The sequence below is a fragment of the Streptomyces albireticuli genome, from assembly GCF_002192455.1.
Lineage (GTDB): Bacteria > Actinomycetota > Actinomycetes > Streptomycetales > Streptomycetaceae > Streptomyces > Streptomyces albireticuli_B.
Genome location: NZ_CP021744.1, coordinates 5,402,834 through 5,422,595, shown reverse-complemented (window position 1 = coordinate 5,422,595; position 19,762 = coordinate 5,402,834). Strand labels below are relative to the sequence as shown.

General features: G+C 73.2%; 20 protein-coding genes and 1 pseudogene. 8 read left to right on the top strand and 13 right to left on the bottom strand.

Features of this window, described 5'->3' with window-relative positions:
• Positions 1 to 57 precede the first annotated feature (57 nt).
• Positions 58 to 1,227 (bottom strand): steroid 3-ketoacyl-CoA thiolase, encoded by a 1,170-nt coding sequence (locus SMD11_RS23455; RefSeq protein ID WP_087928309.1) that lies wholly within the window; start codon positions 1,225 to 1,227, stop codon positions 58 to 60.
• Positions 1,228 to 1,529: 302 nt separating this feature from the next.
• Between SMD11_RS23455 and SMD11_RS23450 the strand changes: the two genes are divergently transcribed.
• The 4 genes from SMD11_RS23450 to SMD11_RS23435 all read left to right on the top strand — a co-directional run bounded on the left by SMD11_RS23450 (position 1,530) and on the right by SMD11_RS23435 (position 4,964).
• Positions 1,530 to 2,762, top strand: a complete 1,233-nt coding sequence (locus SMD11_RS23450; RefSeq protein WP_087928308.1) for a cytochrome P450 — start codon at positions 1,530 to 1,532, stop codon at positions 2,760 to 2,762.
• 150 nt (positions 2,763 to 2,912) lie between these two features.
• Positions 2,913 to 3,533, top strand: coding sequence for a DUF6230 family protein (locus SMD11_RS23445; protein WP_087928307.1), 621 nt, complete (start codon positions 2,913 to 2,915; stop codon positions 3,531 to 3,533).
• Position 3,534: 1 nt separating this feature from the next.
• Positions 3,535 to 4,146: a DUF6114 domain-containing protein gene (locus SMD11_RS36860; RefSeq protein WP_267896852.1), complete on the top strand. Its 612-nt coding sequence runs from the start codon at positions 3,535 to 3,537 to the stop codon at positions 4,144 to 4,146.
• Between the two features lie 119 nt (positions 4,147 to 4,265).
• Positions 4,266 to 4,964: a hypothetical protein gene (locus tag SMD11_RS23435; protein WP_087928306.1), complete on the top strand. Its 699-nt coding sequence runs from the start codon at positions 4,266 to 4,268 to the stop codon at positions 4,962 to 4,964.
• An 82-nt stretch (positions 4,965 to 5,046) separates the two neighbouring features.
• On the opposite strand, the gene SMD11_RS23430 is transcribed toward SMD11_RS23435, so the two are convergent.
• The 4 genes from SMD11_RS23430 to SMD11_RS23415 form a co-directional block, all read right to left on the bottom strand.
• Positions 5,047 to 7,098 carry a bifunctional glycosyltransferase 87/phosphatase PAP2 family protein gene (locus SMD11_RS23430; protein ID WP_087928305.1) on the bottom strand — a complete coding sequence of 684 codons (2,052 nt, stop codon included), beginning with the start codon at positions 7,096 to 7,098 and terminating at the stop codon, positions 5,047 to 5,049.
• Positions 7,099 to 7,263: 165 nt separating this feature from the next.
• Positions 7,264 to 7,515: a hypothetical protein gene (locus SMD11_RS23425; protein ID WP_087928304.1), complete on the bottom strand. Its 252-nt coding sequence runs from the start codon at positions 7,513 to 7,515 to the stop codon at positions 7,264 to 7,266.
• Positions 7,512 to 7,850 carry a hypothetical protein gene (locus tag SMD11_RS23420; RefSeq protein ID WP_199843935.1) on the bottom strand — a complete coding sequence of 113 codons (339 nt, stop codon included), beginning with the start codon at positions 7,848 to 7,850 and terminating at the stop codon, positions 7,512 to 7,514. The genes SMD11_RS23425 and SMD11_RS23420 overlap by 4 nt, the downstream gene beginning before the upstream one ends.
• Before the next feature lie 193 nt (positions 7,851 to 8,043).
• Positions 8,044 to 10,131 carry an MDR family MFS transporter gene (locus tag SMD11_RS23415; protein ID WP_087928303.1) on the bottom strand — a complete coding sequence of 696 codons (2,088 nt, stop codon included), beginning with the start codon at positions 10,129 to 10,131 and terminating at the stop codon, positions 8,044 to 8,046.
• A 385-nt stretch (positions 10,132 to 10,516) separates the two neighbouring features.
• Between SMD11_RS23415 and SMD11_RS23410 the strand changes: the two genes are divergently transcribed.
• Positions 10,517 to 11,185, top strand: a complete 669-nt coding sequence (locus SMD11_RS23410; protein WP_087928302.1) for an HAD-IA family hydrolase — start codon at positions 10,517 to 10,519, stop codon at positions 11,183 to 11,185.
• A 107-nt stretch (positions 11,186 to 11,292) separates the two neighbouring features.
• Here the strand turns inward: SMD11_RS23410 and SMD11_RS23405 are convergent, their stop codons facing one another.
• The 4 genes and pseudogenes from SMD11_RS23405 to SMD11_RS23390 form a co-directional block, all read right to left on the bottom strand.
• Positions 11,293 to 11,658, bottom strand: coding sequence for a hypothetical protein (locus SMD11_RS23405; RefSeq protein WP_087928301.1), 366 nt, complete (start codon positions 11,656 to 11,658; stop codon positions 11,293 to 11,295).
• The gene (locus SMD11_RS23400; protein WP_087928300.1) at positions 11,655 to 11,888 is read right to left on the bottom strand and encodes a hypothetical protein; all 234 of its coding nucleotides are present in this window, start codon (positions 11,886 to 11,888) and stop codon (positions 11,655 to 11,657) included. Before SMD11_RS23400 ends, SMD11_RS23405 begins: the two co-directional genes overlap by 4 nt.
• Positions 11,889 to 11,892: 4 nt before the next feature.
• Positions 11,893 to 12,285, bottom strand: a complete 393-nt coding sequence (locus SMD11_RS23395; protein ID WP_087928299.1) for a carboxymuconolactone decarboxylase family protein — start codon at positions 12,283 to 12,285, stop codon at positions 11,893 to 11,895.
• Positions 12,286 to 12,613: 328 nt separating this feature from the next.
• Positions 12,614 to 13,168 (bottom strand): annotated as a pseudogene (locus SMD11_RS23390) (GntR family transcriptional regulator); the annotation flags it as partial.
• A gap of 184 nt (positions 13,169 to 13,352) precedes the next feature.
• On the opposite strand from SMD11_RS23390, the gene SMD11_RS35955 reads away from it, so the two are divergent.
• Positions 13,353 to 13,526 (top strand): hypothetical protein, encoded by a 174-nt coding sequence (locus SMD11_RS35955; RefSeq protein ID WP_199843934.1) that lies wholly within the window; start codon positions 13,353 to 13,355, stop codon positions 13,524 to 13,526.
• Positions 13,527 to 13,539: 13 nt separating this feature from the next.
• Here the strand turns inward: SMD11_RS35955 and SMD11_RS23385 are convergent, their stop codons facing one another.
• Complete coding sequence (locus SMD11_RS23385; RefSeq protein ID WP_087928297.1) at positions 13,540 to 14,544, bottom strand: LysR family transcriptional regulator; 1,005 nt, start codon at positions 14,542 to 14,544, stop codon at positions 13,540 to 13,542.
• Positions 14,545 to 14,737: 193 nt separating this feature from the next.
• Here SMD11_RS23385 and snpA point away from each other — a divergent pair, with 193 nt between their 5' ends.
• Positions 14,738 to 15,397 (top strand): snapalysin, encoded by a 660-nt coding sequence (gene snpA / locus SMD11_RS23380; protein ID WP_087928296.1) that lies wholly within the window; start codon positions 14,738 to 14,740, stop codon positions 15,395 to 15,397.
• A gap of 112 nt (positions 15,398 to 15,509) precedes the next feature.
• Positions 15,510 to 15,734, top strand: coding sequence for a hypothetical protein (locus SMD11_RS23375; protein WP_087928295.1), 225 nt, complete (start codon positions 15,510 to 15,512; stop codon positions 15,732 to 15,734).
• A gap of 362 nt (positions 15,735 to 16,096) precedes the next feature.
• Here SMD11_RS23375 and SMD11_RS23370 read toward each other — a convergent pair whose 3' ends face one another.
• The 3 genes from SMD11_RS23370 to SMD11_RS23360 all read right to left on the bottom strand — a co-directional run bounded on the left by SMD11_RS23370 (position 16,097) and on the right by SMD11_RS23360 (position 19,727).
• Complete coding sequence (locus SMD11_RS23370; protein WP_087928294.1) at positions 16,097 to 16,735, bottom strand: DedA family protein; 639 nt, start codon at positions 16,733 to 16,735, stop codon at positions 16,097 to 16,099.
• A gap of 358 nt (positions 16,736 to 17,093) precedes the next feature.
• Positions 17,094 to 17,573 carry a DoxX family protein gene (locus SMD11_RS23365; protein WP_087928293.1) on the bottom strand — a complete coding sequence of 160 codons (480 nt, stop codon included), beginning with the start codon at positions 17,571 to 17,573 and terminating at the stop codon, positions 17,094 to 17,096.
• A 90-nt stretch (positions 17,574 to 17,663) separates the two neighbouring features.
• Positions 17,664 to 19,727, bottom strand: coding sequence for an alkaline phosphatase D family protein (locus tag SMD11_RS23360; protein WP_087928292.1), 2,064 nt, complete (start codon positions 19,725 to 19,727; stop codon positions 17,664 to 17,666).
• Positions 19,728 to 19,762: the final 35 nt, after the last annotated feature.

Below are 19,762 nucleotides of genomic sequence, written 5' to 3'. Positions count from 1 at the left end.
GACGGGCCACGAGATCCGGCCCGTCCGGCCTCCGGTGTCCCCGCGCGGCCCGGGGGCCTACAGCCGCTGGAGGATCGTTCCCGTGGCGAGCCCGCCGCCCGCGCACATCGTGATCAGCGCGAACTCCTTGTCCGCCCGCTCCAGTTCGTGCAGCGCCGTGGTGATCAGCCGGGCCCCCGTCGCGCCGACCGGGTGGCCCAGGGCTATCGCGCCGCCGTTGACGTTGACCTTCTCCAGGTCCTGCTCGAAGACCCGGGCCCAGGACAGCACCACCGAGGCGAAGGCCTCGTTGATCTCCACGACGTCGATGTCCTTCAGCGACATCCCGGCCCGGCCGAGCACCGCCCGGGTGGCGTCGATCGGCCCGTCGAGGTGGAAGTGCGGATCGGCGCCGACGAGCGCCTGGGCGACGATCCGGGCCCGGGGCCGCAGCTTGAGGGCGCGGGCCATCCGCTTGGAGGCCCACATCACGGCGCACGCGCCGTCCGAGATCTGCGAGGAGTTGCCCGCCGTGTGGACGGCGGTCGGCATCACGGGCTTGAGCCCCGCCAGGGCCTCCCGGTCGGTGTCCCGCAGCCCTTGGTCGCGGTCGACCAGCCGCCACATGCCCTGCCCGGCGTGCTGCTCCTCCTCGGTGGTGGGCACCTGGACGGCGAAGGTCTCCCGCTTGAAGCGCTCCTCGGCCCAGGCGCGGGCGGCCAGCCGCTGCGAGCGCAGGCCGAGCCCGTCGGCGTCCTCACGGGTCAGGCCGCGCCTGCGGGCGATGCGCTCGGCCGCCTCGAACTGGTTGGGGAGGTCGACGTTCCACTCGTCCGGGAAGGGGCGGCCCGGCCCGTGCCGGGAGCCGCTGCCCAGCGGGACGCGGGACATCGCCTCGACGCCGCAGCCGATGCCGATGTCGATGACGCCGCTCGCGACCATGTTGGCCACCAGGTGGTTGGCCTGCTGCGAGGATCCGCACTGGCAGTCCACGGTGGTGGCGGCGGTCTCGTAGGGCAGGCCCATCGCGAGCCAGGCCGTGCGCGCGGGGTTCATCGACTGCTCACCGGCGTGCGTGACGGTGCCGCCGACGATCTGCTCGACGCAGTCGGGCTGGATGCCGGTCCGGGCGAGGATCTCGCGATAGGTCTCGCCGAGCAGATAGGCGGGGTGGAGGTTGGCGAGCACGCCTCCGCGCTTGCCGATCGGGGTGCGTACGGCTTCGACGATGACGGGTTCGGCGGCCATATGGGTCCTCTCGTGGCATCCGCGGGGCGTCCCGGCGCCCCCGGCGCTGTGTCAACTCCCGGTCCCCCGTCGAACTAGTACGCGTTCTAGTCCCGTCCGCAGTCTTATGACTGCTACCCCCGGTACGCAAGGGTCGCGCACCCGCCGCGTCCGCAACAGATGGCGTCGCGCCCCTTGCCGCGCCCGGGCCGCGTCACTACCTTCGGGGCATTTCTGATGACCCGTCAGTCAATAGGCGCGCCCCTCACCCACCGGCCGTACCGCCGGCACCGCCCGGCAGGCCCCACCCCCGGGAGTCCCCGATGACCTGCCCCGCCCTCCCCGAAGGCTTCGACCTCACCGACCCCGACGTCTACCGGAACCGCGTCCCCCTGCCCGAGTTCGCCGTGCTGCGGCGGACGGCACCGGTGTGGTGGAATGCCCAGCCGCACGGCATCGCGGGCTTCGACGACGACGGCTACTGGGCCGTCACCCGGCACGCGGACGTCAAGGAGGTGTCCACCCGGCCGGAGGTCTTCTCCGCGCACCGCAACACCTCGATCATCCGCTTCAACCCGCACATCGGCCGCGAACAGATCGACGCCCAGCGCCTGATCATGCTCAACATGGACCCGCCCGAACACACCCGCGTCCGCCAGATCGTCCAGCGCGGCTTCACCCCGCGTGCGATCCGGGCCCTGGAGGCGGCCCTGCGGCGGCGCGCGGAGGCGATCGTGACGCGCGCCCGGGGGCGTGGCAGCGGCGACTTCGTCACCGACGTCGCCTGCGAACTGCCCCTCCAGGCCATCGCCGAGCTCATCGGCGTCCCCCAGGAGGACCGGGCCCGGATCTTCGACTGGTCCAACAAGATGGTCGCGTACGACGACCCCGAGCTCGCGATCACCCAGGAGGTGGGGTCGACCGCCGCCATGGAGCTGATCTCCTACGCGATGAACCTGGCGGCCGCGCGCAAGGAGTGTCCGGCCCGGGACATCGTCAGCCGGCTCGTGGCCGCCGAGGACGAGGGCAATCTCGCCCCGGACGAGTTCGGGTTCTTCGTCCTCCTGCTGGCCGTCGCGGGCAACGAGACCACCCGCAACGCCATCAGCCACGGCATGCACGCCTTCCTCACCCACCCCGAGCAGTGGGAGCTCTACAAGCGCGAGCGCCCGGCCACCACCGCCGAGGAGATCGTCCGCTGGGCGACCCCGGTCGTCTCCTTCCAGCGCACGGCGACCCGCGACACCGAGCTCGGCGGCGCCCGGATCGCCGAGGGCCAGCGCGTGGGCATCTTCTACGCCTCCGCCAACCACGACCCGGAGGTCTTCGAACGCCCCGACGCCTTCGACATCACCCGGGACCCCAACCCCCACCTGGGCTTCGGCGGGGGCGGCCCGCACTTCTGCCTCGGCCGGTCCCTCGCCGCCCTGGAGATCGACCTCATCTTCCACGCGATCGCCGACACCCTTCCGGACATCCGGCTGGCGGGCGAGCCGAGGCGGCTCCGGTCCGCGTGGCTGAACGGCATCAAGGAACTGCGGGTGCGCTACGCGTGACGGCGATCTTGCTGACAGTCCGTCAACTTCCCTGAAACGTAAGGGAAATCAGGCCGCCCCCGCACCTTGTCGGGCGCCGAGCAACGGACTTACTCTCGGGTAACGCCTCCTGGGCCCGAGGCCCTCCGACACTCCGAGGGGACATCAGCGATGCAGGACGCTCAAGGCAGACCGGTGACCGGGCGCGTCAAGTGGCGGAAGTTCGCCCTGCTGGCCGTGCCCGGCTTCGCGGCCACCGCCGCCCTGGCCGTGGCGCTGGCGCAAGGAGCGCTGGCCGCCTCCTTCGCCGTCTCGGGACAGCAGTTCAAGATCTCGGCCGACAGCCTGGAGGGCACGGGCTTCGCCCAGTACGGCGGCGTCGACGTCAACGCGCACGACGACCTGATACCCGTCGCCGTGACCTCCATCAAGCGGGCCGAGCTCACCAAGCTCTGCCAGTCCGTGGTGATGCGGCTCCCCATCCTGGGCGCGGTGTCCCTGAACCTCCACGCGGGGGGCGGCGGCAAGCCGGTGCAGGCCACCGACCTCTTCCTGGACGCCACCCAGATGTCGGGCGACGCCGAGTTCACCAACATCGAGATCGGCCGCGACGCCTCCACCCTCGACAAGGGGCCGGACGGGGCGCAGGGCATGACGGACGTCTTCGCCCAGCAGGCCGACAAGGTCCAGATGACCAAGGTCCGGCAGACCGCGTGGGCGACCAACGCGGGCAGCTTCCGGCTGAACGGCCTGGACATGAAGGTCCTCAAGGGCGAGCGGGAGTGCTTCTGACGTGGCGGCCGGCATCCATACCGGCCGCGCACGGCGCCACCCCTGGGCGGCCTGGCGGCGATGGCGCAAAGGCAGGCCCTTCTGGGGCGGCCTGGCCTGCGTCCTCGCCGGCGCGGAGATCTGCGCCATCCCGCTGGCCCCGCTGGAGATCATGATCCATCAGGGGATCGCGGGCATCCCCTCGGTCCTCATGGGACTGATCATGATCATCATGGGTCTGACCGCGTGGTTCGCCCCGCACTACCGCACGCTGGCCGGCATCCTCACCGTGCTGGTCGCGGCGGCGGCGCTGGTGATGTCCAACCTGGGCGGGTTCCTGATCGGCACCCTGCTCGGCATCGTCGGCGGCGGCATGATCTTCGCCTGGCAGCCGCTGACGGCACCGGCGGCACCCGGCTCCGAGCCGGCGCCGGAGCCCGTACCGGAACCGCCGGCCGCGCCCCCGCACGACGAACCGTCCGGCGCGGCCCTGCCTGCGGACGGGAAGGCGTGGCCTCCGCCCCCACGGGTGCCCCCGCAGCCGTCCGCGTCACCGTCGCCCGCCTCGCCCCCGTCCCCGTCCCCGGATGGCGGGATCCTGCCCCCTCCCCGGGAGCCGCGGGAATCCGCGTGAACCGTACGGGCGAGCCGCCCGAGCCGTACGAGCCGTCCGGCCGCCGCGAGAGCCGTAACACCCGCACGACCGCAGGAACCGCGCAAGCAACCCCCGAACCCCCACCCGAGGAGTCCCCCATGACCTCTCCCAGAACGCACGCCGGTACCCGCACCCTGCTCGCCACCGGCGCCGGCCTGGCCCTCACCGCCGCCCTCACCCTGACCGGCGGCGGCACCGCGGGCGCCGACGCGCGCGCGGCCGGGCCGACGACCGTCACCCCGGCGGGCCACCACTTCGCGGCCAAGCTCACCGGCAAGGCCACCTTCAAGGCCGGCCCGGTCACCGTGACCTGTACGGTCTCCAGCTCCGAGCCCTCGGCCGGCGGCGGTGCGAGCAACCAGGTCCCCGAGGCGCCCGGCAACCACAACGACGCCGGTCCGGTCAGCAGCGCACTCAACGCGCCGACCTACTCCTCCTGCACCTCCAGCCAGGCGGGCGTGAAGGCCGCCATCACCACCTCCGGCGCCTGGAGCGTGGCCCTCCAGCACGGGTCGCCGGTCACCGCCACCCTCGGTCTGCCGGTCGGCGGGTTCGTGGTGCAGACCAGCGGCCTCGCCAGCTGCACGGTGACGGCGGCGCCCGTCGCGGCGGCCGACATCGTCAGCACGTTCACCAACGGCAGCCCGTCGACGCTCCAGGTCGCGAACGTCACGGTGCCGATCAAGGTGGTCGGCGGCTTCGGCTGCCCGACGAACGCGACGACCTCGACGTTCAACGCCACCTACGAGGTCACGGACGCCACGGACCCGTCCTCGGCGATCACCGTGACGGGCTGACCGGCCGGACCCGGCCGCGCAGGGGCCGCGCCTGACCGGCCGTGAGCGGCGGGGACGTACCTACGCGCGCCCCGGCGCGGGCTCAGCCCTTGGCGGCCCGCGCCGGTTCCACGGCCGGCGGGTCCGGGGCGGCGTCGTCGCCCGCGCTCCTGGCCCCCGGCACCCGCCCGAGGGCCTGCCGGCCCGGCCCGCTCAGGGCGTACTGCACGGCGAAGCCGGACAGCACGACGAGGGCGCCGCCGGCCGCGTCCAGGACGTAGTGGTTGGCGGTGCCGACGACGACGGAGAAGGTGAGCAGCGGGTAGAGCATGCCCAGCCACCTCAGCCACGGCCTGGACGCGACGGCGGCGATCACGACGCCGCACCACAGCGACCAGCCGATGTGCAGCGAGGGCATCGCCGCGTACTGGTTGGACAGCTCGGTCAGCGCCCCGAAGTCGGGGTTGTCCAGGTCCTGCGGGCCGTTGGCCGTGTCGACGTAGCCGAGGCCGGGCATCAGCCGCGGCGGTGCCAGCGGGTAGGCCCAGAAGCCGGCGAGCGCCAGCAGCGTGGCCAGCGACAGGGCCGTGCGGGCCCAGCGGTAGGTGCCCGGCCGGCGGACGTAGAGGTAGCCCAGCAGGGAGAGCGGCACCAGGAAGTGGAAGGTGCCGTAGTAGTAGTTCATCCCGTCGGTGAGCCAGCCGACGCCCGCCACGAAGTGGTTGACGGCGTGTTCGACGTCGAGGCGCAGGAACTCCTCGGCGGCGAGGATCTGCCGGCCGTGGGACTCCGCGAGGGAGCGCTCGTCGGGGGCGCCGGCGCGGATGAAGGAGTAGACCCAGTAGCCGAGCCGTATCAGCATCAGCTCCAGCAGGACGTTCGGCCGGCTGAGCGGGCGCTTCCAGAGGCGGAGGAGCGGGATCCAGGAGAAGCGGCCGGGCCGGGGCTCGGTCACCGGGGTGGGCAGCGGGCGGTCCCACAGCGCCGACGCGCGGAGGTGGAACGGCACCGCGCAGGCCGCGGCGAGGGCGGCGAGCAGCGGGGCGTTGGCACCGAGGGGGCGCAGGAAGGGGTTGTCCGGCATCAGGACGGTGCTGGTCAGCGTCATCACGAGGACGACGAGGACCGGCCACACCAGCCGGTCGGCGCGGCGCCCGCCGACCCGGCCGACGACCGCGAGCAGGATCCACAGCTGCTGGTGCTGCCAGGCCGTCGGGGAGACGGCGACCGCGACGCAGCCGGTGAGGGCGGTCGCGAGCAGCACCTGGCCGTCCCTGGCGTAGCGCGCGGCGCGGCGCAGGCCGAGGGCCGCGACGGCGGCGGCGAGGAGGCCGTAGAGGGCGAGCTCGGCGGGGCCGCGCAGGCCGGCGCGCAGGAGCAGGCCGTGCAGGGACTGGTTGGCGAGCCCGTCGGGCGCGGAGCCGAGGCCGGCGCCGGCGGCGTGGTGGATCCAGTACGTCCAGGAGTCGTCCGGCATGACCGCCCAGGCCAGGGCGGTGAGCCCGGCGAAGGAGGCGCCGGCGGCGGCCGCTGCGCGGCGGCGGCCGGTGAGCCAGAGCGGCACCGCGAAGAGCAGCACGGCGGGCTGGAGGGCCGCCGCGAGGCCGGTCAGGGCGCCGCCGAGGCGCCCGTCGCCCCGGGTGAGGCGCGGCAGGCAGCAGCCGAGGAGCACCAGCAGCACCGGGATGATGCTGGTCTGACCGAGCGTGAAGGTGTTCCGCACGGGCAGCGAGACCACGGTCAGGATGATCGCGGCCGGGGCGGCGAGCAGCCGGGCGCGGCGGGAGACCTCGCCGGGCAGCGCGCGGGCGGCGGCCAGCGCGACGGCGACGACGAGCAGCAGGGTGCCGAGCGTCCAGCCGACGCCGAGGCTCTGCTCGGCGGCCCGGGTCAGCGGTTTGAGGACGAGTCCCGCGAAAGGGGTACCGGTGAACTTGTCCGTGTCGTACAGCGAGCCGTTGACGTGCAGGACGCCGTTGTCACCGATCCACCGTTCGAGGTCGGCGAAGCGCCGCCCGGGAGGCAGCCGCAGCACCGCCGCGGTCTGGCGCGCGGCCAGCAGCCCGGCGATCAGCCACAGCGCGCCCAGCACGAGACCGGTCCGCGAGCCGGCCCTCGGCGGGCCGCCCAGCCCGCCCCTCTGTGCATTCGCCACGCCGCGCCGCTCCTCCAGTCGACCGGTCGGTCACTCTCGTAGGGCTGTTTGAGACCTTACCGAGCCCTGCGGAAGAGACGTAGGTCACTCCTGGGCCACCTGACAACTTCCCATATATGGCCGGAAGACTCCGAATGGAACAGGCGGCGGTAGCGGGGCGCCCCACTACCAGGCGGTCACCTGGAAGATGTAGACCCTCTCGTGGCGAGGAACCACTTGGTAGACGAACATTCCGTCGGCCACCAGGCCGTTCCCCCCTTGCGGGGAGGTTCCCTCGTAGGCCGTTCCGTCGAGGTGGAGCGCCTCGGCCGCCCGCACCGGCTCGGCCGCCTTCTCCTCGACGTCCTTGACCAGAACGGGTGGGAGCCCGTCGATGACGTGGGCCTCGTCCGGGACGTACTCCCAGGCCCAGCTCACCCGCCGGCCTCACGGGCCTCGCGCAGGACGGCGAGGAGCTCCTCCGTGGCGGCGAGCCAGGCCGGATCGTCCCGGTCGCAGGTCTGCACCGCCCGCTCCGCGGCGCGTCTGCGCTCCAGGAGGTCGGGCCGCCGCTCGACCTCGACCTCGGCCGCCCAGATCGTCAGCCACCCACGGATCGGGCCCAGGCTGTTGCTCTGGGCCGCCAGTTGGAACGCTTCGTCCTTCTGCCGCTCCATGTCGGCCAGCCGGTGCGGGGCGAGCCTGGCAAGCGCCGTCCGCAGGGCGTCGGGGGTGCGCTCGGGCCGGGAAATGGCCCCCCGCCGGCGCTCCACTCGGCAGCACCCATGCCGCGCCCCCTTCTCTCTCGGCCCACTGCGGTCACCGGCTTCAAGGTACCGGTCGGGCCGGAGCGGCGGCGCGTGCATGCCGACACCCCACGGCCGAACATGTGTCCGGCGGAGCCGGTCGCACGGCGCGCGTTCCGGCGCCCCGCCCGACCGGGAAGCCTCCACAGGACGGCCCGCCCTAGCGGCCGCCGCCCGGCTTGCGGGCCTCGTGGTCGCGGTGCACGACGCCTCCGTTGTGCGGCTGTTCCCGGTCCGAGCCGCACAGTTCGTGGTTCAGCTCGCGGACGAGCGCGTCCAGGTCGGTGGGCCGGTCCGCCGACCACCAGTCGCCCAGCAGCTCCGCGAGCGAGTCCTCGCGGGCCCGGTAGAGCAGGCCCGCCTCCCGCCGCCCCTCGTCGGTGAGGACCAGCGGCAGCCCCTCGCGGACGGCCAGGCCGCGCGTCTCCAGCTGCCGCGTCGCCTCGCTGATCACCCGTAGCGGGATGTCGACGCGCTCGGCCAGCAGGGCGGGCTCCGCGGACCCGTAGCGGTTCATGCGCAGCAACATCCAGCTCGCGGCGGGGTGCAGGTCGAGCCCGGCGCGGGCGGTGATCTCCTCGTAGATCCGGCGCCGGCCCTCTCGGCTGCCCAGCAGCGACAGGGCGCGGGCGCACTCCTCTCGCGAGGAGCGCTCGACGGGGTTGCTGGACAGCACCTCGCTGGTGTCGGGGGCGGTGACGCTGGCCCGCAGCGGGTCCTCGCGCAGCAGCCAGGCGAGGGCGAAGGCGACGAGCACGGCGGGCACCGCGTAGAGAAAGACGTCGGTGATCGACTGGGAGTAGGCGGCCAGCACCCCGGTCCGCTCGCCCGGCGGCAGCAGGGTGATCGCGCGGGGGTCGGCCTTGAGCTTCGCCGGGTCGACGCCGGGCGGCAGCGTCGCGCCGGCGAGGGCGTCGTTGATGCGCGGCCCCAGCTTGTTGGTGAAGATCGTGCCGAAGACGGAGACGCCGAACGACGCCCCGATGGACCGGAAGAACGTGGCCCCGGAGGTGGCGACGCCCAGGTCCTCGTAGCCGACGGCGTTCTGCACGACGAGCACGAGCACCTGCATGACCAGGCCGAGCCCGAGGCCGAAGACGAAGAAGTACGCGCTCATCTCGCCGGTGGAGCTGGCGGGGCCGAGCTGGTGCAACAGGAGCAGCCCGATCGCGGTGAGCGCGGTGCCCGCGATGGGGAAGACCTTGTAGCGGCCCGTGCGGCTGACGATCTGGCCGGAGCCGGTCGAGGCGATCAGCATGCCCGCGACCATGGGCAGCATGTGCACGCCCGACATCGTCGGCGAGACGCCCTGGACGACCTGGAGGAAGGTCGGCAGGTACGTCATGGAGCCGAACATCGCGAAGCCGATGACGAAGCCGATCACCGAGCAGAGCGTGAACGTGCGGATCCGGAAGAGCTTCAGCGGCAGCACGGGCTCCGCGGCCCGCCGCTCCACGAGCACGAACGGCACGAGCAGGACGACGCCCAGCACCCCGAGGCCGATGATCTGCCACGACGACCAGGCGTAACTGACGCCGCCGAGCGAGGTCATCAGCACCAGGCAGGTGGCGACGGCGGCGATGAGGAAGGTGCCGAGGTAGTCGATGCGGTGCGGGTTGCGGCGGACGGGGATGTGCAGCACGGCGGCGATGACGAGGAGCGCGACGATGCCGATGGGCAGGTTGATGTAGAACACCCAGCGCCAGCTGAGGTGATCCACGAAGAGCCCGCCGAGGAGTGGGCCGAGCACGCTCGTACCGCCGAAGACCGCGCCGAAGAGCCCCTGGTAGCGGCCCCGGTCCCGGGGCGGCACGATGTCGCCGACGATCGCCATCGACAGCACCATGAGCCCGCCGCCGCCCAGCCCCTGGAGGGCGCGGAAGGCGATGAGCTCGCCCATGCCCTGGGCGATGCCGCACAGCGCCGAGCCGACCAGGAAGATCACGATGGCGGCCTGGAAGAGCTTCTTCCGGCCGTACTGGTCGCCCAGCTTGCCCCAGAGGGGCGTCGCGGCGGTGGAGGCGAGCATGTAGGCGGTGACGACCCAGGAGAGGTGGTCGAGCCCGCCGAGGTCGCTGACGATGGTCGGCAGCGCCGTGGAGACGATCGTCTGGTCCAGGGCGGCCAGCAGCATGCCCAGCAGGAGCGCGCCGATCGCGACGAGCACGGTGCGCCGGGGCTGCCCCTCGCCGGGCACGGCCGGGGGGTCCGCGGCGGCCGTGGCGGGGCCCGGGGTGTCGTCCGCCATGGGCTGGCTCCTGGGGGGTGGGGTGCCTGGGACCGGAATGCTGGGACGGGGACGAGGACAGGGACAGGGCCGGACGGGCGGGCCCGGGGAGGCGGCCCGCCGGGGCGCTCGGTCCGTACCGCGCACCGGCCGCCGCCGCGCGCCCCGGTCTCCCGCTGCCCTCCATCGTGATCCGGATCCGCGCGGACGGCCCGCCGGGATAGGCCATTGGCAGCGCGCCCCGGCCGCCGGCGCTCCGCCGCGGGCCGGCCCGCACCCTCGCCGACCTGGGCCTGTTGGCGATCGGGAGGACTTTTTGTATCTTTGAGAAACAAAGTGGCCTCGTCCGTATTCCCTGACCGGCGGGCGAGGCCGCTTGCCTTCTCCCGCGCCCTGGAGTCCGCCGATGCCGGCCAACGCCCCCACCACGACCACGCTGACCGCCCGTGCCCTTCTCCTGGACATGGACGGCACGATCGTCAACTCCGACGCCGTCGTGGAGCGCTGCTGGCGCGACTGGGCGGCGGAACACGGCCTGGACGGCGACGCCGTCATGAAGGTCGTCCACGGCCGCCAGGGCTACGCGACCATGGCCGTCCTCCTCCCGGACCGCCCGATGGAGCAGAACCACGCCGACAACGCCCGGATGCTCGCCGCCGAGACGGCCGACGTCAGCGGCGTCGTCCCGGTGCCCGGCGCCCCGGCCTTCATGGCGTCCCTCGCGGACCTCCCGCACGCCCTGGTCACCTCGGCCGACCGCGCCCTCTCCGAGGCCCGCATGGACGCGGCGGGCCTCCCGATGCCGGAGGTCCGCGTCACGGCGGAGTCCGTGGGCGCCAGCAAGCCGGACCCGGAGGGCTTCCTCAAGGGCGCCGCCGCGCTCGGCCTCGACCCGGCGGACTGCGTCGTCTTCGAGGACTCGGAGGCGGGCATAGCGGCCGGCAAGGCGGCGGGCATGCGCGTGGTGGGCGTGGGCCCGCGCGCGGCGGCCCACGCGCCGGACGTGGCGGTGGCGGACCTGACACAGGTGCGTGTGGAAGCGGACGGCGCGGGCATCGTCCTGCGCGTCGGCTGACGGGACGCGTCACGCACGTACTCACCCTCACCCGCGCCGGCCGGTGCGGGTGAGCGGCCGGAACGGCGGCGTCAAGGGCCGTGGCCGGGGTCCCTACCGCCCGGGGATCACCCCGCCTGCGCCTGGATGTGCGCGATCACCTCGTCGAGCTCCTTGGTGGGCGAGAAGTCGAGGAACTCGATGTCCTCAAGGGCTTCGGGGGCGTGCCCCGGCGCCCAGTAGAACGCCTGCCCGGCCTCGTACGCCTCCTCGCCGCCGTCCGTACGCATCCGGACCCGGCCCTTGGACAGGTAGCCCCAGTGGGGGCACTGGCAGAGATCGCCGGGCAGCCCCTTGAGGAACGGCGCGAAGTCCGTCCCCGCGGCCGCGCGCATGTACATCACGCTCATGCCGCCGCCGATCTCCTGCTTCCGCACCTCGACGCCGTCCCCTTCGACGACGACGGGCGCCTCGTCACGGGTGGTGGCCGTCATGACTCCTCCTCCGGTCCTCCCCTGACTTGTTCTCGTGCCGCGCTCCCGCGCAGCCGGGCGATCTGCGCGTCGTAATCGTCCAGAACCCGCCGCAACTGCTCCAGCGCCTCCGCGGGGACCTCCACGGGGGCGAACTCCGCCACGTACCGGCCCGCGGCGACCAGCGCCGCGAACTCGTAGGCGTGCGAGGTGACCCGCAGCACGCCGGGGCGGTCCCACTCGATCCGCACGTCCTCACGCCTTCGCGCTCAGATAGTCCTTGATCTGCGCGAGCTCCCCGGCGAACGCGTCGTAGTCCTCCCGCACACCGTTGATGTACGCGCTCCAGCCGAGACTGTTCTTCGCGTAGTGGACGGCCTCCTGGATCTCCTCCTCCGTGGCCCCGTAGAGCCGGGCGGCCTCGGTGTGGAAGAGCGTGCAGTAGCGGCACTTGGTCTCGGAATGCAGGGCGATCCCCATGAGCTCCTTGTACTTGTTCGGGATCAGGGTCTCGCCGAGCTCGATCTTCTTGAAGATCGCCCACTCGTGTTCGAGCAGGTCGTCGGGGATACCGGAGAAGAAGTGCGGAACGAGTCCCAGCGTCTCCTTGATCTCCGCCTCGACCTCACCGCGGCTACGGGCGGCCATGGCAGCCACCCCCTTCGTGGGAGCTGAGTAGCTGTGTCTCTCTTCTCACGATAGGCGCCACCGGGGCCGGGGTCACGCACGCTCCGGCCCGCCCTGGAGGAGCCACCTCAGGAGGGCCCGTCCCGGCCGGAAAGAGCCTGTCACGTGGACATCAGCCGCCGGCCGTCGTGGATCCGCGCATACGGGCCGCCGTCGCCCAGGGCGTCCAGCAGGCGCACGGCGTACGCCTCCGTCATCGCGCACGACGGCCCCGGCCACGGAGACGGAGTGCAGGGGCGTGGTCTCACGCACGGTGGCTCCCATGCGCGCGAGGACAGGAGGAGCCGGGTCAGGCGGGGCCGTCGAACTCGTACTCCAGCACGTACGCCGCCGCGTCCAGCGTCATCTCGTTGACCTCGACCGCCTTGCCGTCCTGGGCGAACGCGGTGCGGCAGATCAGGACGACCGGGGTTCCCTGCGCGAGGCCGAGCCGCTCGGCCTCGTCGCCGGACGGCATCCGGCAGCGGATCTCCTCGCGGAAGCGGACAGGCTTGCAACCGAGTTCCGCCAGACGCGCGTACGTGCCGCCGGGCCCGGTGTCCTCCCGCACGATCGGGGACCCGGCCACGAGCTCCGCGGACAGATACGAGGTGGAGAGCAGCACCGGCTTGCCGTCGAGGACGAAGCGCCTGCTCCGCACGCAGACGGCCGCGTTCGGAGCCAGCCCCAGCACGTCGGCCACATGCTCCGGAGCCGCTGCTTCCGTGACGTCGATCCGATCCACCGCGAGGGTGCGGTCCTCGATCTCGGAGGCCCATATGGACCGCCCCGATCCCCAGGTCCCCTCGGCGAGCCGCTGGATCCCCTTCCGCCGCAACGGCCGGACGGGCCGGCGTCCGACGCCCTCGTCGATCATCGAACGATCACCTCATTTCCTCCCGTGAAGAGCGTCGGGGACGGGCCGGATTCCCGCGCACCATGTCCGTACCCCGCCCCAACCCGTCGGCTTCATGACCGTTTGATGAGCGTTCCGCGAACTCGGTCGTGGTGGACGGCCCCGCGGCGCCCGCGGATCATAGTCTGGGCCCATGCTTTCGACCCCATCCCGGCAGCGGAGCCCCGAGGAGATCAATCGCGCGATCCGGCACTTCCTGTCCGCGCGCAGCGGGCGGGCCCTGACCGGGGCCGAGCGGCGGATGTACGAGCGGCTGCGGACGGAGTGGGCCGCGGCGAGCCGGCGGGGGCCGTGCGCCGTGGCGTGAGGGCGGGTGTCCGCTAGGGGCCCGGTCCGGACGGGTGGCCGGCCGCCGGCCCGGAGGGCGCCGGGCCCGCCGTTCCCGCCAGCCACGTCCGGTACGCCTCGCTGCGGGACGTCGCCTCCGCGTACGCGGCCGCCAGGTCGCCGAAGAGCGCGTCGAGTTCCGGGAGCGGCAGGGCGCAGGGGCGGGTGGCCAGGGAGAGTTCGGCCGTGAGGGGGTCCCCGGCGAGGGGGCGGATCACGGTGCCCGGGGTGGCCTCGGCGGTGGGCTGGCAGGGGCGTACGGCCTCGCCGGAGGCGACCAGGTCGGCGGCGGTGGTGTTGTCGCGGACGTGCAGCAGGCGCGGGTCGAGCCCCGCCGCGGTGAAGACGCGGCGCAGCGCCGCCCATTCGTGGTCGGCCGTGGGGTCCACGATCCAGGAGTCGTCGGCCAGTTCGGTGAGCGTGACCGCCGGTGACGCGGCCGCCGGGTGGGCGGCGGACAGGGTGACGAAGCGGGGCTCCCGCTCGACGAGGATCCGCCGCCGCACCTCCGCCGGTACGTGCAGGGGGAAGCCCGCGGTCTCGTGGACGAGCGCGACGTCGAGCTGGTTCGTCGCGAGCAGTTGGAGCAGGGTGTTCGCGGAGACCTCTATGTGAATGGTGATGTCCGTGTCGGGCAGCCGGTCGTGGATCCGGCGCAGCCAGCCCGTCACCACCCGGCTGCCGACGCTGCCCACCCGCAGCCTCGCGCCGCCCGCCCCCACCGCCGCGTCCCGGGCCGCCGTCACCAGCGCGGTCATCTCGGCGACGATCGGCCGGGCGCGGGAGAGCACCGAGTGTCCGAGGGGCGTGGGCCGGCTGCCCGTCTGGCCGCGGGTGAAGAGGAGGCCGCCGATGGCCCCCTCGATACGGCGGAGTTGAGTGGTGAGCGAGGGCTGGGTCATGCCCAGTTGCAGCGCGGCCTTGCGCACACTTCCCGCATCCGCGATGGCGCAAAGCGCCCGGAGGTGCCTGACCTCGAGCTCCACGGGAGGGAGCATAACTGCACCTCGCGAGTCACACCAGGCACAGCGGAGGGCAGGGTAGGCGATTGCCTGGAGCTATGGCCAATTGGCATCATCCGCACCACTGATAACTCGTCAGAGACTCTCCGGGACCAGCAGTTCACCCGGTGAACCCCCGGCCGACCCACCCATGCGGCCCAGGGTTCTCGGCACGAATGGAGTCCCCCACATGAATCGCTCCACCATGGTGCTGTCGGCCGCGCTCGGCCTCGGCCTGGCGGCGGCCATGACGGCGGTGCCCGCCTCCGCGGCGCCGGCCGTCACCGGTTCGCAGACCTTCACCCAGTCCTCCTACGTCGGCTCGGCGGCCGAAGAGGCCAACAACAAGGCGTTCTTCGACGCCGTGATGAAGTCCGCGACGGCCAAGGCGGCGAAGTCGCCCGGCCTGAAGGTCGTCACCGTCACGTACGACCCGAGCGCCGCGCCCAGATTCGCCCAGCAGATAGCCAGCAGCGCGCAGATCTGGAACAGCTCCGTCCAGAACGTTCAGCTGCGTGCGGGCAGCAACGCGGACTTCCGGTACTACGAGGGCAACGACTCCCGCGGCTCGTACGCCAGCACCGACGGCCACGGGCGCGGGTACATCTTCCTCGACTACCGGCAGAACCAGCAGTACAACTCCACCCGCGTCACCGCGCACGAGACCGGGCACGTGCTCGGTCTCCCGGACCACTACTCCGGCCCGTGCAGCGAGCTGATGTCCGGTGGCGGCCCCGGTACGTCCTGCCAGAACGCCTACCCGAACGCGGCCGAGAAGAGCCGCGTCAACGCTCTGTGGGCCAATGGCCTGAAGGCCTTCGACAAGGACGCCTTCACCAAGGTCCACTGACCGGACGGGAGCGCTCGCGCGCGCACGCGGTGGCCCGGTTCCTCCCCGAGGAGCCGGGCCACCGCCCCGTTCGCGGGAGCCGCCCGCCCGCGGAGGGCGCATACTGAGGCCAATGACGAAGCCACCAGCGCATCGACGGCATCTGCCCACCAGTCCCTTCAACGCCCCGCCCGCACCCGGTCCCGTGCAGAAGTTCGACGTGGGCGACCGGGTGGCCCACGACCGCTACGGCCTCGGCCGTGTCATCGGTGTCGAGGAAGACATCGCCGTGCTCGTCGACTTCGCCACCAGGCAGGAGCGGATCCCGGGCCCGTACACCAAACTGACCAAGCTCTGAGCGCCTCACCAAGGCTGTGACCTCGCGCTTCACCCGTCCCGGGACCGGCGCCACCGGGAGTGACGGAGCGCTGCCCGTCGATTACTCCCGCCCCCGCCGTGCCCATGCTCATCGGGCACGGCACCGGCGTTTCCGCGGCCTGCCGCCGGCGACGCGCCGCCGCACGGCCCTGGCCGCGCACGGGATCACGGGCGTACGGGCCCCGAGGGCGCCCCGCACGCGCCTGGCGGGGACGGAGTGGCCCCGATGACGTACCGGGACCCGCGGCTCCCGTACGGACGCGTGTGCGCGGTCGCCCCTGCCCGGCCTAGGCGGGGCGCACGCGGGCGTACGGCCGCCGCCGTAAGGGGAGCTACCGGAAGTTACTGAGCTTGTGCTTCGGGCTCGACGGGGCGGCGCATGACGAACGCGGCGCCCGCGCCCGCCGCGAAGAGGGCGAGGAAGGAGACGGCGGTGCCGAGCCAGCCCGCGCCCAGCCACTGGCCGCCGAAGTAGCCGAGGCTCACGCTGTACGCCGCCCAGGTCAGGCCCGCGAGCGCGGACCAGGGCAGGAACTCCGCCGCCCTGCGGTGCATCACACCGGCGCCGAGGCTCACCACCGACCGGCCGGCCGGTGCGAACCGGGCGACGACGACGAGCGGGCCGCCACCGCGCAGCAGCGCCGTGCCGAGCTTCTCCTGGGCCGCCGTGAGCCTGCGGGAGCGCGCCATGGCGCGGTCGAAGCGGTCGCCGCCGCGCCAGGCGAGGCGGTAGGCGACCATGTCGCCGAGGACGGACGCCGTCGCGGCGCACATCACGAGTGCGAACATCTCGGGGAAGCCCGCGTGGCCCCGGGCCGCGTCACCCACCGCGTCGGCGGCGGTGCCCGCGGCGGCGGTGGCGGCGGTGATCACCAGGACCCCGCTCGGCAGGACCGGAAGAAAGACGTCGAGGAGCACGGACAGCCCGACGATCAGATAGATCCATGGCGAATCGGCCAAGGCCCCCAACTGCTCCAGCACGTCCTGATCTCCCGGTACGGTCCCCCGCCGCGACGTCGCAGGGGAGCGGCAGGGGCGGCCTTCACAACCGCACAGCGTACGCCTGAGGCTGCTGTGACATGCGGTCGGGGGCGGGAGATGTAGTTCTCATCACGCCTCATCACGCACAAAAGGCGCACGTCCGGGAGATCCGGAGCGAGCCGGACCTCCCGGACGTGCGCAACATCCGGCCCGCACAGGGCCGAAACAGGGGCGCGCGCGGCGGCCTTGGCGCCGGGTCGTGCACCGACCCGCGCGTCGGTCGCCGCTCCGGCCCGCGCGTCACTTCACGCGGCCCGCGTCACTTCACGGCGGTCCGCGTCGGCCCTTACGGCCGGCGTCAGCTCTTGCGGCCGAAGAGACGGTCCAGGGAGAGCGCGCCGGGGCCCGTGAAGACGAGCAGCAGGAAGGCCCAGCAGAACATCGCCGAGGCCTCGCCACCGTTCTGGATCGGCCACAGCGCCATGCCCTGGTGCACGTCGAAGTACGCGTACGCCATGGAACCGGACGAGATCAGCGCCGCGGTGCGGGTGCCCACGCCCAGCAGCACGAGGCCACCGCCGACGAGCTGGATGGCGGCCGCGTACCAGCCCGGCCAGGTGCCCGCCTCGACGGTGCCGCCGGTGCCCGCGGCACCACCGAGCACGCCGAACAGCGAGGCGATGCCGTGGCAGGCGAACAGCAGGCCGACGACTATGCGGAACGCCGACAGGGCGTAGGGGCGAGCGGCGTCCAGGCGGTCGGAGAGCGCCGGGGCGGCGGCCGGGGAAGCGCCCGTGGAGGCGGCGGCGGAAGGGGAGGGAGCGGTGGTGGGGGGCATGAGGTGGGGCTCCTCGTGTCAGGGGACAGGAAACGCGAGGGGTCCAGGTTAGGTACCCCTAATCGATACTTGCAAGTTCAAGTTCTTGATTCATTGTGCCTGTCCTTTGTCGGATCCGTGTGAGGAACCGCCGCCCGCACCGGTTCCGGGCGCGGCCGGAACCTCGCTCGCCGGAGGGCTTGCCACGGGGCGCGGGACCCTGTCCGCCGTGCCGTAGACCGCTTCGTGCGCCGCCGCCAGGCACTTCTCCGGCCGCGCCTGGTCGAGCCGGATCCGGGCGGAGCGCCCGCGCAGCGTCAGCGTCATCAGCTGATTGCCGAACCACGGCCCGCCCGTCCGCCGCCAGCCGATCGCCGGGCGGCCCGTCCGGCCGTGCCGCGCCAGGGCCCGGCCCAGCCACCGCCCCGCCCGGCTCCAGCCGAAGCGGAAGGCGAGCCGGAGGGCGGCCGGGGCGCTGTTGTGCACCGGGGAGCAGGTGAACTGCGCCACGTGGCTCCGGACGGTCCCGGGCCGTCCGGAGAGACCCGCGCCGGACGGTTCCGGCAGGCTCACGGCCCTCGGCTCCGGCAGCCTCGCGGGCCCTGTTCCCAGCTGCTCCGGCCACTCCGGCTCCGCGATGTAGGAGTGGTGGACATCACCCGACAGGACCGCGATCGTGGCGGGCGCCGCGGGCCCGGAGCCGACCTCCGCGATGAGCGCGGTGAGCGCCTCGAACGACGGCGGGAAGGCCGCCCAGTGCTCCAGGTCCGCCCGCCGGCGCATCCGCTCGCCCAGGCGCGCCCAGCGCGGCCCGCGCTCCCCGGCGCACAGCGCCGCGTCCCACGCCTCCGCGTCGTGCACGGCGGGCGGCAGCAGCCAGGGCAGCGACGTGCCGATGAGGAGGTGGTCGTACGAACCGGGGGTGTCCAGCGCCTGCGCGCGCAGCCAGTCCGCCTCCGCGGCGTCCAGCATGGCCCGGCCGCCCTCCTCCAGGACGCGGGTGGCGCGGCTGTCGACCACCAGCAGCCGGACGCGGCCGAAGTCGCGGCGGTAGCTCCAGCGGGCGGCGGCCGGGTCGGCGTCGGCGCGGACGGCGAACTCGCGGAGGGCGGCGGTGCCGTCGGGGCCGTACGTACCGTCCGGGCCGGGCATGCCGTCCGGGCCGTACGTACTCGCCGGCGCGTCCGTACCCCCCGGGCTGAACGCGCCCTCCCGGTCCTCCTCACCCCGCGAGACCACCTGGAACAGCTTGTCGGCGGCGAGCTCGGCCGGGGAGAGGTTGCCCAGGTGCTGATGGACCCAGTACGACATCAGGCCGCCCAGCACCCGCTCCCGCCACCACGGCTTCGCCCGCATCTCGGCGACCCAGGCGGCGCTGGTGTTCCAGTCGTCGATGACGTCGTGGTCGTCGAAGATCATCAGGCTGGGGACGGTGGAGAGCAGCCAGCGGACCTCGGGGTCGAGCCAGGACTCGTAGTAGAGACGGGTGTATTCCTCGTAGTCCGCGACCTGGGGGCCGGGCGGCTCGGTGAGGGGGCGGCGGCGCGCGATCCAGCGGCGCACGACGGCCGAGGTCTTGTCGGCGTAGACCTGGTCGCCCAGCAGGAGGAGGACGTCCGGCCGCAGTTCGCCCGTGCCACCGGTGCGGGCGAGGGCGCACGCGAGGGTGTCCAGGGCGTCCGGGCCGGCGGGGTCGGTGGCGGGACCGGCGGCGCCGGACGGATCGTCCACGAGGGGCGGGTCCCGGGGGTCGTCCGGATCACCGGAGCCCGGCGATCCGCTCAGGTGGAGGAAGCTGTGGTGACCCGCCTCCGGCGGCGGCGCGGCCCAGCGGCAGGAGCCGAACGTGACCCGGAGCGGCCCGGCGGCCTCCGTGGGCACGGCGGGCGTGCGGATCGTGCTCTCCGGGAAGAGCGAGCCGGGGAGGGGCCACACGCGCTCGCCGTCCAGGAAGACGCCGTACGCGGTCTCGGAGCCCGGGCTCAGCCCCGTCACCGTCACCAGGGCGTAGTGGTGGCCGGCCACCCGCCAGGTGCGCGCGGCGCCGCCCGCGCCGTCCGCGCAGCGGACCTCGGCCTCGCAGGGCCGGTCCGCCTCCACCCAGACGGTGGCGCTCGTGCCCGTGTCCCAGTCGACGTACCGCAGCAGCGGCCCCAGTCGTAGAGCTGCCGGCATCCGGCCCCCCTCCGTCGTTCCGTACGGTACGGAAC